Consider the following 12,782-nt stretch of genomic DNA (forward strand, 5'->3'; position numbering starts at 1 on the left):
TAGTGACCTCCTTTACAAATTTCGAATGTTCAATGCGTTTGAACCAAAGATTGTTGCTTGTAATTATCTTCAAATGCCTTCATAAGAGCTTCTTCACCGGTAATCCCTTCAATATGCATTCTATTTACAACATCCATCATTCTCTTGTAATCTTTGGGTATAACCTTAACGAATCTTTCCTTAGCCTTTTCCCAATTGTCTAAAATGTTTTTAGCCACATTACTACTCGTGTACTCGTAATGGTTTTTTATCAACTCTTTTATTTCGTTCTCTTCGTTCTCATCTTCAACTTTTTCCAACAAAACGGTATCTTTGTTACATTTGGATTCAAAGCTATTGTCTTTGTCATATACGTAGGCTATTCCACCTGACATACCTGCAGCAAAGTTTCTACCCGTTTTACCGAGTATAACAACCTTCCCACCTGTCATATATTCACATCCATGTTCACCAACACCTTCGACAACAGCAGTAGCACCACTGTTTCTTACCGCAAAACGTTCTCCCACTAAACCGCTGATGTATATTTCACCGTTTGTTGCTCCATATAATGCAACGTTACCAACAATTACATTTTCTTCTGCATTGAATCGAGAATTCTTAGGGGGGTATACTATAATTTTTCCGCCCGATAAACCTTTCGCTATGTAATCGTTTGAATCGCCTTCTAATATCAACGTTTCCCCCTTGGGTATGAAGGCTCCAAAACTTTGGCCAGCTGATCCTTTGAAATGTATTTTTATTGTATCTTCAGGCAAACCTTCCTCACCATATCTTTTAATTATTTCACTTCCCAAAATTGTTCCAACGGTTCTATTCACATTTTTTATATCTAAAGTGACTTCAATCTTTTCACCATTTTCTAATGCATTCTGGCAAATGGGAAGTAATTTAGTTATGTCCAAGGTATCTGATAAACCGTTGTTTATTGGTTTAGGATATCGACTGAATGAGTAATTTTTTATTTCTGGTTTGTATAATAATTTTGAAAGATCAATACTATGTGCCTTCCAATGATTTTTTATTTCTTTCTGTTTTAATTTATCAACACGTCCAACCATTTCACTAACCGTTCTGAATCCTAAGTTGGCCATATATTCCCTTACTTCAGATGCGAGAAAGTACATGAGATTGACAACGTATTGAGGATCGCCCTTGAAATTTTTTCTCAGTTCAGGGTTTTGTGTCGCAATTCCCACAGGACATGTATCCAAATTGCAAACTCTCATCATGACACAACCTAAGGCAACTAACACAATTGTGGCAAACCCGAACTCTTCTGCGCCCAGAAGTGCGGCAATCACTATGTCTTTTCCAGTTAGTAACTTACCATCCGTTTCCAAAGTGACCCTGTCTCTCAACTTGTTCATCACCAAGGTTTGATGAGTTTCAGCCAATCCTAACTCCCATGGCAACCCTGCGTGCCTTATACTAGTACGTGGTGAAGCACCTGTACCTCCATCAAAACCGCTTATCAATATTACATCTGCTCCGGCTTTTGCTACGCCCGCTGCTATGGTACCTACACCAGATTTTGAAACCAATTTTACATTTATTCGAGCGTTTCTATTAGCGTTTTTTAAGTCGTATATCAATTCTGCTAAATCTTCTATCGAGTAGATATCGTGATGTGGAGGGGGTGAAATGAGAGTAACTCCTGGAATAGAGTTCCTTACCTTTGCCACCCATGGATAGACCTTGTTCCCAGGTAGCTCTCCACCTTCCCCGGGTTTTGCACCTTGGGCTATCTTTATTTGGATCTCTTGAGCGTTGTTTAAGTAGTTGATCGTGACTCCGAATCTTCCAGAAGCCACCTGCTTTATTGAACTATTCTTCGAATCCCCATTTTGTTCTTTTGCGAAACGGTTTGAATCCTCCCCTCCTTCACCTGTGTTACTCTTGGCACCTATTCGATTCATAGCTATTGCTATGGCTTCGTGGGCTTCTTGACTTATTGACCCGAAAGACATAGCTCCTGTTTTGAACCTTTTGACAATCGATTCGACAGGTTCTACTTCGTCAATGGGAATTGCTTTCGTTTTATCAAAATTGAACTCAAAAAGACTTCTCAAACTATACAATTTTGCATCTTCGTCGACTATAGATTGTGAAAACTTTTTGAAAAGTTCATAATCGTTGTTTTTAACGGCATTTTGTAAATAATATATGGATTCAGGGTTATACAAGTGATACTCACCTTTTGCCCTCCATTTTATAAGACCTTCTGAATCAAGTAACGATCCTCTATTAACCTGATTAAATGCACTCGAATGGCGTTTAGAAACTTCTTGAGCTATTTCTTTTAGGCCTATTCCTTCTATTTGTGAAGTGGTTCCCTTAAAAAATTGCTCTACAATAGACTTTTTTATTCCTACTATTTCAAAGGTTTGAGCACCTTGATAACCTTGAAGGGTCGAGATCCCAAGCTTTGATAACACTTTTTGAATACCTTTCAAAGATGCATCTTTATACCTTTGAACGGCTTCTTCATACTTCAAACCTTTAATGTAGCCTTTATTGACTAAACTTTCAATACTTTCATAGGTGAGATATGGATTGATAGCAGAAGCACCATAACTTATGAGAGTACAAAAATGGTGTACTTCTCTTGGTTCAGCTGATTCCAAAATTATTCCAATCTCTGTTCTATTTTCTTTCCTAACCAAATGGTGATGCATACCCGATACTGCCAGTAACGCTGGAATTGGCGCATAATCTTGGTTAACCCCTTTATCTGTCAATATCAATATGTTAGCACCATCGTTTATGGCAGAATCAGCCCTTTGAAAGAGGTTTGTAATTGCCTTTTTTAATCCTTCTTCTCCATCTTTTACCTTGTATAAGATGGGTAAAGTGACGGCTTTAAAACCTTCTAAGTCAATATTTTTTATCTTTTCCATTTCATCGTTGGTAAGAATAGGGTTTTTGATCTTAATTTGCCTACAACTGATGGATGATGGATCAATAAGATTACCTTCAGAACCTATGTAAAGTTGGGTAGAGGTGACAATTTTTTCTCTTATCGCATCTATTGGAGGATTGGTTACTTGAGCGAAAAGTTGTTTGAAATACTCGTACAACAACTTTGGACGTTCAGATAAAACGGCCAAAGGTGTGTCATCCCCCATCGCTCCAACAGGGTCGGAAGCATCCATAACCATTGGTTCTATGATCATTTCAATGTCTTCAAATGTGTAACCAAAACATTTTTGTTTTGTATTTAAAGATAAATTATCAATTTCTGTATTTCCCTTTTTTGGATGCTCAGGTAGATCTTCAAGATTCACAATGTTCTCTTTCACCCATGAGAAATAGGGCTTTTCTGAAATTATTGGTTGTTTTATCTCTTCGTTATTTAGAATTCGACCTTTGTCAATATCCAGCAACAACATATTCCCTGGCGTGATCTTTCCCTTAGTTGAAATCTTCTGAGGAGGTATTTCAAGGACCCCAGCTTCTGAAGCAAGTACCAATTCATCATTCGTTATGTAGTATCTTAATGGTCTTAATCCGTTTCTGTCCAGTGTAGCACCTACTTTGGTACCATCGGTAAAAATAATCGCGGCGGGTCCATCCCAAGGTTCCATTAAGCAACTGTGAAATTCATAAAAAGCTTTCTTTTCTGCATCCATTGTTTGATTGTTTTCCCAAGGTTCTGGTATCATCATCATTATTGAATGAGGTAGCGATCTACCAGACAAATAAAGGAATTCTAAATTGTTATCAAACATTGCTGAATCACTACCATCCTCATCGATTATGGGGAAAATATCGTTGATGTTTTCTCCAAAGATATCAGTACTTACCTTGGATTGCCTTGCCCTCATCCAGTTAACGTTACCAATTATAGTGTTGATCTCTCCGTTGTGAACCATATACCTATAGGGGTGAGCCCTTTCCCAACTGGGAAATGTGTTCGTACTGAATCTGGAGTGTACAATAGAAAATGCTGATTTGAAGAGAGGATCAGTCAAATCTGGGAAAAAGTGCTTTAATTGTTCCGCTGTTAACATCCCTTTATAGACAATTGTTTTAGAAGATAGACTGGCTATATAAAAAGTTCTGTTTTCATCTGTTGGCGGTATTTTTATCTCCTTTTCACTTTTTTTCCTAATTAGATACAATTTTCTTTCAAATTCTATTCCAGATTTCAAGGTAGGATTTTTAGCGATAAAAACTTGAAGAAAAGACGGCATACTTTTTAATGCAGTTGGGCCAACAAAGGCTTTATTGATAGGTACATCTCTCCAACCTATCACCTTTTGGCCTTGATTGGTGACTATTTTTTCGAATTGCTGTTTGAAGATATTTGTAAGAGTTTTATCACGTGGGCAGAAAATCATACCCACGGCATATTCACTTTGATTTGGAAGAGTGAATCCTAAGTGTTTTGATTCTTTTATTAAAAAATCATGGGGAAGCTGCAGCAGTACCCCCGCTCCGTCCCCATCATTTTCTCCTCTGCCTCGTGCACCACGATGAGCCATATTTTTTAAAACAGTCAACGATTTGTCAACTATTTCGTGTGACTTTATTCCTTTTGTACTTGCAACTAATCCAATTCCACAAGCATCATGCTCAAATTTTGGATCGTAAAGTCCTTTATTCATTTTAACCCTCCCTCCTATATTGGAGACTGCCCCAATACAGTGTGTTTCTGTACAATACTTTTTGGAACCCCGGTTTTATGCACAAAAAAGAAAATAATAATAGATATTAAAGGCTTATCAAAATTGGTTTATGTACTTACTAATCTCCCAATCTGTTACCGCTACCTTATACTCTTCAATTTCCTTTTCTTTTAATTCTATAAATTTTTCAAATATATGTTCTCCCAAGACTTCTTTCATAAATTCATCATTTTTCAAGGCTTCCAAGGATTCTTGGAGCGAACCAGGTAAATATCTAATATTTTTTTCGTTCTTTTCTCTGTGGTCCATTTCGTAAATATTTCCATCAACGGGTTGAGGAGGTTCGATCTTGTTTTTTATACCTTCTAAACCAGATGAAAATACGCTTGCTAGCAGTAAATAAGGATTTGCCGTTGGATCTGGAGATCTCAATTCCGACCTAGTTCCTTCCCCTCTCGACATGGGTATCCTCACTAAAGCACTTCTGTTTGATACTGACCACGCAATGTTAACAGGGGCTTCGTATCCTGGAACTAACCTTTTATATGAGTTTATAGTAGGATTTGCCAAAACGGTTATCGCATCAATATGCTTAAAAACACCTCCGATAAACCATCTAAGCTCATTACTTAACTGATAAGTACCATTTGGATCGTAAAAGATATTCTTTCCGTCTTTAAAGATACTCAAATGGGTATGCATCCCTGAACCATTCATACCAAAAAATGGTTTAGGCATAAACGTTGCCCATAGTCCGTTCAATAGGGCTATCGTCCTTACAACCAACTTAAAAGTTTGAATATTGTCAGCGGTTCTTAAGGCATTGTCGTACCTGAAATCAATCTCGTGTTGAGAATTAGCTACTTCGTGGTGAGCAGCCTCCACACGAATACCCATATTTTGTAGAGTTTCCACCATGTTTTTTCTAACCCTTTCCCCCAAATCTATGGGAAGTAAATCAAAATAGCCTCCCTTATCGAGAGGAGATAATACGGGTTGCCTCGTCTTCTCATCCCTTGGGAGAATAAAAAATTCTGGTTCCGGACCGGCATATGGGGTATAACCGTACTCTTTCATCTCATTCATGACTTTTTTCAACACATATCTGGGGTCCCCTTGGAAATGCTTTCCATCAGAAGTGTGAATGTCACAAATGAATCTACCCACTTTTTCCCTTTCAACGGTCCATGGTAAAACTGTAAAGGTGTCTATATCAGGTTTAAGCAACATATCGGATTCGTTGATTCTCACTAGACCTTCAATCGATGAACCATCAAACATAGTCCCGTTTGTCAAAGAAGATTCTAATTCTGTAGATGGAATTTCGACGTTTTTCAAGGTGCCGTTGATATCTGTAATTTGGAGTCTAATATACTTTATACCTTGGCTTTCTATTTGTTCCAATAGTTCCTCTTTTGTCATAAATTTTTTCCCCTCCCAATAAAATTTTGTTATTAGTAACTCTAAAACTTGATTTAGCGCCGATCGTTAAGGGGTAAACCCCTTAAAAACCTCAAATTAAAGGCCAAAATCATTTAAAAATTTAGTTTGCATACAGCAGCAAACGCTCCCGCCTATTAAGATATTATTTTCATTAATTAGCTTAAATTGAAAAATGTTTCATTATTTCTAATTATTGGTAAATATTTATGATTAGAAGTATTTATTTGCGATTATACACTGAAATCTCCATTTATCAAAATTTGAAAAAAATTTCGTTATATTTGCTCGAAATCTTTTATTTACAGGTATTTCAAGAAAATTGATAAATTTTATCATATTTTATCGACATAAAACTTTTTCTTTTTATTAACTTTTTTGATATATAAAGATCGAAAGAGGGACAATTATGAATTCAAATTGACCCAGCTTTTACATATCTTGAGTCCTTCGCTTGCATCTTTAGCATAGGCATCGCAGCCAAAGGTTTCAGCAAGTTTTCTGTTCATCGAGGCACCGCCGGCAATAACTTTTACTTTAATACTTAATTTTTTTAGTTCATTTACCACCTCTTCTATTTTTCCCACTGTAGTTGTCATCATAGCCGATAACCCTAAAATATTTGGTTTCTCTTTTTGTACAGCGTTGATTATTGTAGAAGTTTCTACATCTTTGCCAAGATCTATAATTTTGAAGTTTGCGCTTCTTAATACCGCTGCCACTATATTTTTACCAATATCGTGTATATCTCCTTCTACCGTGGCTAGTACTACCTTAGCTTTTTTATCGTTTTGAGATTCGGGAATCAAATTGTTTAAGTAATCAAAAATTGGTTTGACAGTTTCGGCAGCTAACAACAACTCTGGGAGATATATGTTCCCTTGTGCATAAAGGTCTCCGATCTTTTCCATTGCTTTACCAAGCACATCTTGGCTAACTTCTAACGGACTTTTCTCTTTTAACTGATTTTCAATGATTCGTTTTACTTCACCTTCTTCACCTTGTAGGATCTTCTCGGTTAATTCATCTTGTTTTTCAACCTTACTTGGTATTACAATATTTTTATCCAACAATAGGTTACCATTCAACGTGTTCATAAGGAACTCATCTTCGGGATTTAAGATAGCTGAAGTCAAGCCTTTACCTTTTGCCCTTGAAAGAAAGGCTGCATTTATATAATTTCTGTTTGGTAAACCGAAACTAAGATTCGAAAGACCCATAGTGGTATTAAACCCATTTTGCGAAAGTAACTTTACTGTCTCCAATGTAATATTTGGATCATTATTGGCAGCAAGGGACAACACCAAGGGATCAACTATAATTCTATCTTTAGTTATTCCTTTACTTTCTATGTACGGCCATTTTCTTAGCACTAGTTGTAGTCTTTCTTCAGCAGATTCTAAGATTTCTTTCTCGAGTGCTAATACAATTAGTAATCCGCCATATTTTTTAATTAACTCGAGTTTTCTATCCAGATCTTTTTTACTTAATTTAGAAGAATTGATTATTGGTCTTCCTGGATATTCTTTTAAAGCGGTTTCTAAAAATCCAATATTTTGAATGTCAAAAGAAATTGGAAGAGAAGAATGTTTGTCTAGTTCTATGATAATTTGTTTGAAATGCTCTTCATTCAAAATCTTTTCGATACCCAAGTTAACGTCTATTGCATGGGCCTTTACGCTTTTTTGACTGTTGGCTCTTTTTATTACATTCTCGAAGTTGAATTCTTCAATTTCATTTTGAAATTTTTTATTCCCGGCAGGATTTATTCTCTCCCCAATAACGGTGAAAGGATGAAATTTGTTTAAGATCGTTCTTGAAGAGTACATAATAGGTATTTCTTTTACTATTTTTTTAGGTCTTCTTTTTACCATATTTCTAATAACTTTTATATGTTCTGGAGAGGTACCACAGCAACCTCCAATTATATTTACTCCTAAATCTAAATAGTCTTCTACAAACATTCCGAATATTTCAGGCGTCATTTTGTATTCCAAATGTTTTCCATCGAAAATGGGTTTACCAGCGTTTGGTTCGACTGATAAGAACTTGTTTGTTGAGAGTGATAGATGTTCAAAAACCTTTAAAAGTTCCTCTGGACCCAAAGTACAATTAATCCCTAATACATCTACATCCAAATCGTTGAAAACATTCGCAAAGATTTCCACAGAAGTTCCCGTAACAGAACGGCCGTTCTCTTCAAACGTCATATGAGCTATTAAAGGTAAATCTTCTGTGACTTTTCTTATTCCATATACAGCAGCTTTTAACTCTTTTATATCCGTCATTGTTTCAACGATAAATCCATCCACACCGCTTTCAAACAACACTTTTGCCTGTTGATAATACTCATCTATAGCTTCGTCCATTTCAAGCAACCCCATAGGCTTTGGATACTCTCCTAGGGAGGATAGATCTCCAAAGACCAAAGCCTTACCTTTCGATGCTTGCTTGGCAATTTCAACTGCTTTGACGTTAACTTTTTCGAACGCTTCTTCATAATTTAACTCTTTGAGTTTTTTTCTATTTCCACTGAAGGTATTTGTTAAAAGAATGTCTGCTCCCGATTTTACGTATTCACTTTGTAGATTGTAAACTACTTCTGGATATCTGATGTTTAAAATTTCAGCAGGGATATTTTTATATCCTCTTTTTATGAATTCAGTGCCATATCCCCCGTCTAAAATAAGTATCTTTTTATTCAATATTTGTGCAAAATCTTTTCTATTCATCATACCACCCTATCATACATACAGTACTTTTTCTAGGAGTTATAATACCGGTATCTTTGTTGACAACTACTATCTCTGTTTTGAGTAAATTACTGACTATATCCCAATTTTTTCTCACATCTATATCTGAATATCCAGGAGAAAATCTTCTGGTACCTTTACCGAAATCTTTCCTCAACTTTTTATCGATAGATTCGTTGAATGCCTCTATGGCTTCTGAAGCCCAAGCATCCATTAACATTGAAGAGAGAGTATTTGCGTTTGATATATAGTTGTCTATTTCGTATCCTAAGGTGGATACAAAAAAAGTGATAGACTTAACACCTTGGAAAGATTTAGGAATAAGTTCTGTAGGAATTGCCTCTATTTTATATGTGTCACATACGGCTTTTGGTTGTGCTAACTCTAAACTCAACTTGTATATTTTATTTATTTCATCTTTTAATTTGTCGTTGATTTGAAATTTAGATCCATTGAAGCCAGCTCGGAGTAAGTATATTTTTTTCTGAGGCATTATTTCATAAGTTTCTGGAATGTAGATTTTAATAAAATTCTCCCTCCTGTTATTTCGATAATAACATCTTTAGAAAGCCTTGTGATAGCGCCCCTTCGCCCAGACGTTAAGGGGTTCCCCCTTAAAAACCCCAAATTCAACGTCAAAATTATTTAAAAACTTTGTTTGCACACTGCAGCAAACCAATCCGCACCCATCTAAGGAAAAATAAAAAACTACTCCTTTAGCCACTTTCTTCACCCATGATGAGATCCGCAAGTTGTCCTAAATCGTCAACTACAAGATCTGGCTTTATTGCAGAATATTTTAGATCCTCTAATTTTGCTTCCCCGGTTAATACTAATGTAGATAATGTACCAGCGTTTATTCCAATTAATATATCGGTATACAACCTGTCTCCAACTATACAAGTTTTTTCTGGGGTTACTTGATAATTTTTCATTATCATTTCTAAGATCTTGGGATCTGGTTTCCCAAAGACGATGTCAGGTTCTTTATTGCATGCTTTCGATACCACACTTGCAATAGCGGCTGTATCGGGGATTGGCCCTTCTTCGGTTGGACAGTTCAAATCTGGATTGGTAATAAAAAAGAAGGCTCCTTTAGATACAAATATGGAGGCTTTTGCCAATTTATCATAGGTTAAGCTTTTATCGAAGGTAACTACAACCATCTCAGGGGAATCTGCGACAATTTGATGGCCTAATTTTTCATATTCTTTTATCATTGAGGGAGTAGCCACCAAAAAAATTCTTTTTGGCCCAAACTTATCTTTTATATATTCTGCAGCAGCTATGCCCGCAGTGTAGATCTCGTTTTCTTTAATCGGATAGTTTAAGGCGTGAAACTCTTGTAGGTATTCTATCTTGGATTTGTTGGAGTTGTTGGTTAAAAAGACAAGCTTTTTATTTAGTCTTTTCAAAAGGTTGGAGAATTTTAGTGCACCGTTAACTAATTTTTGACTGATATAAAAAGTGCCGTCTATATCTAAAACGAAGAGTTCTATTTGTTTTAATTTTTCGATTGTTTTTATATTGTTTATCAGAATAAAAACCACCTTTTTTAAAATTTAATTGCGCGTCCTGTGATTCTTTTAAAAACAGAGCTTTTTGTAAGTTAATTGCTTAATGGTTTTTACATAAGTTACGCTTAGCCTTTATTAGCGCCCCTTCGCCCCGCTCCCCACCCATAAGGAAAAGATTTTTTTGTCATTTCATCCAGCTCCGCACCCATTTAAGGAAGGGGCATACAGCCTTTCGACCCTCGTGACGGAGAACTTTGCCCCGCTGGCCCACCCATAAGGAAAAGATTCTTTGCCCTTTCATCTAGCTTCGCACCCACCTAAGGAAAGAGAAGAGAAGTTTACTCTATTTCCCACCCATTCGGAAAAGATTCTTTTGTCATTTCATCCTAATCCACACCCATCTAAGGAAAAGGAGCTTTTACCCTTTTGATCCGCAGCCCAATTATACATTTAATTATATCAAAAAATTAAAAATTTGTTGCTTTTTTTATATTCCAAACGATAGCTAGGAAGAAAATATGTTATAATAAATCGATCAAAAAGTGTGGAAAATTCTTTTAAATTGTGAGGTGAAATAATGAGTGAAACAATGCAAACAAACGTTTCTAATAGTGGTTTGTATTTATCAAGAATAGTACAAGGGATGATGAGACTTAGAGACTGGAATTTTTCAACAAAAGAAACAGAAGATTTTATTATGAAAGCAATAGATTTAGGAGTAACTACTTTCGATCATGCCGATATTTATGGAAATTATACTTGTGAGGGTTTATTTGGAGAGGTTTTAAAATCAAACCCTTCTTTAAGAGATAAGATACAGATTGTAACCAAGTGCGGTATAGTACTCCCCAACAAGGAGACAAAAAGAATTCATTATTACGATACAAGCAAAGATCATATTCTGAAATCTGTAGATAATTCCCTTCGTAACCTTCATACAGACTATATCGATTTACTCCTTATACATCGCCCAGATCCCTTCATGAACCCAGAAGAAATTGCAGAAGCCTTTTTAGAGTTACATAAATCTGGTAAAGTTCGTTTCTTCGGAGTGTCAAACTTCACCATCAATCAATTTGAAGCTTTACAATCAAAATTGAACCTTCCTTTGGTGACTAATCAGATAGAAATTTCCCCATTCAATTTAGAACATTTTGAAAACGATAATATTTATTTTTTAAAAGGAAAAAACCTCAATCCAATGGCTTGGTCGCCTTTGGCGGGAGGAAAGTTATTCGATGTCTCAAACGACAAGTCAGTAAGAATATTGACGACGTTGAAAGAAGTTGGCAAAGAACTCGGTATCGATTCTATGGATACTCTTGTATACGCTTGGCTTTTAAACCATCCTGTTGGAGTAATTCCTATTTCAGGAAGCGGTAGATTAGAAAGGCTTAAAAATGCTGTAGCTGCTCTGAACATAAAATTGTCGAGAGAACAATGGTTCAAGATATATGAAGCCGCATTAGGTCATGATGTACCGTAAAGGAGTTGATGATTTTATATGATATTTACAATAACCCTTAATCCATGTTTAGATAGATACCTTTATGTGGATAAATTAAAAACAGATGATACTACCCGTGTTAAAAAGATAAAAGATTATCCTGCGGGAAAGGGAATCGACGTTTCCAGGGCAATCAAAGAATTAGACGGGAAGTCCGTGGCTATTTCTTTTCTTGGTGGTGAAAATGGAAGAAAGATTGAGGAAATGTTGGATAGAGAAGGTGTAATATATACGGCTGTTAGAATTACCAAAGAAACTAGAATGAACATCATTTTACAAGAACAAAGTTCTCAATATCGGCTGAGTGTTCAAGGTCCAAAGATTCCAAAAACTGATTTGAACCAACTGTATGAGACTCTCAAACTTTTAATCAGAGAAAATGATACCGTTGTTATTTCAGGAAGTTTGCCACAAGGAGTAACCCCAAATTTTTATGCAGAAATAATTTCTTACCTTAAAGAGAAAAACGCTAGGATATATTTTGATGCCGACGGTGAAAATTTAAAAGTCGGCGTTGAATCACACCCAGATTGTATTAAACCTAATTTATACGAGTTTCAAAGAGTTCTTGGCAAAAAAATAAATGGGATTGACAAAGACCAACTTGCTAAATATGGTTTGGATCTAATTGATAGGTACGGAATAAAAGAAATATTGCTTACTCTAGGGTCAGAGGGCGCTATGTTTATCTCAAAGGGGAGTTGCCTATATGCTCCTTCCTTAGATCTACCTGTTCAAAGTGCGGTTGGATCCGGAGACTCCTTTCTTGCAGCTTACGTTTTAAAACGTGAAGAAGGAGCAAATGAAGAAGAAGCCTTTAAATGGGCAAATGCATCAGGTAACGCCTCAGTCATGACTCCTGGAACAGAACTTTGTCGAAAAAATGACGTTTTAAAGCTTTTAGACGAAATAAAAATAGAAAAGATATTCTAAC

7 protein-coding genes are annotated in these 12,782 nt (G+C 36.0%); 2 read left to right on the forward strand and 5 right to left on the reverse strand.

The window, feature by feature from the left end; genetic code table 11:
* Nucleotides 1-29 precede the first annotated feature (29 nt).
* The 5 genes from gltB to ACW9JY_RS00305 all read right to left on the reverse strand — a co-directional run bounded on the left by gltB (nucleotide 30) and on the right by ACW9JY_RS00305 (nucleotide 10,374).
* Entirely contained in the window at nucleotides 30-4,610 is a 4,581-nt protein-coding gene (gene gltB / locus ACW9JY_RS00285; protein ID WP_457282945.1) for a glutamate synthase large subunit, read from the reverse strand.
* 117 nt (nucleotides 4,611-4,727) lie between these two features.
* A complete protein-coding gene (gene glnA / locus ACW9JY_RS00290; RefSeq protein WP_457282946.1) occupies nucleotides 4,728-6,053 on the reverse strand; it encodes a type I glutamate--ammonia ligase in 1,326 nt (441 codons plus the stop codon).
* Nucleotides 6,054-6,478: 425 nt separating this feature from the next.
* Complete coding sequence (locus ACW9JY_RS00295) at nucleotides 6,479-8,806, reverse strand: homocysteine S-methyltransferase family protein (protein WP_457282947.1); 2,328 nt, start codon at nucleotides 8,804-8,806, stop codon at nucleotides 6,479-6,481.
* On the reverse strand, nucleotides 8,796-9,317 hold the full coding sequence (locus tag ACW9JY_RS00300) for a methionine synthase (protein WP_457282948.1): 522 nt from the start codon (nucleotides 9,315-9,317) through the stop codon (nucleotides 8,796-8,798). The genes ACW9JY_RS00295 and ACW9JY_RS00300 overlap by 11 nt, the downstream gene beginning before the upstream one ends.
* A gap of 223 nt (nucleotides 9,318-9,540) precedes the next feature.
* Entirely contained in the window at nucleotides 9,541-10,374 is an 834-nt protein-coding gene (locus ACW9JY_RS00305) for an HAD-IIA family hydrolase (protein WP_457282949.1), read from the reverse strand.
* Nucleotides 10,375-10,930: 556 nt separating this feature from the next.
* On the opposite strand from ACW9JY_RS00305, the gene ACW9JY_RS00310 reads away from it, so the two are divergent.
* Both ACW9JY_RS00310 and ACW9JY_RS00315 read left to right on the forward strand, forming a co-directional pair.
* Nucleotides 10,931-11,827, forward strand: coding sequence for an aldo/keto reductase (locus ACW9JY_RS00310; protein ID WP_457283041.1), 897 nt, complete (start codon nucleotides 10,931-10,933; stop codon nucleotides 11,825-11,827).
* Nucleotides 11,828-11,845: 18 nt separating this feature from the next.
* On the forward strand, nucleotides 11,846-12,781 hold the full coding sequence (locus ACW9JY_RS00315; protein ID WP_457282950.1) for a 1-phosphofructokinase family hexose kinase: 936 nt from the start codon (nucleotides 11,846-11,848) through the stop codon (nucleotides 12,779-12,781).
* Nucleotide 12,782 lies beyond the last annotated feature (1 nt).

It is taken from the genome of Petrotoga sp. DB-2 (assembly GCF_054051725.1).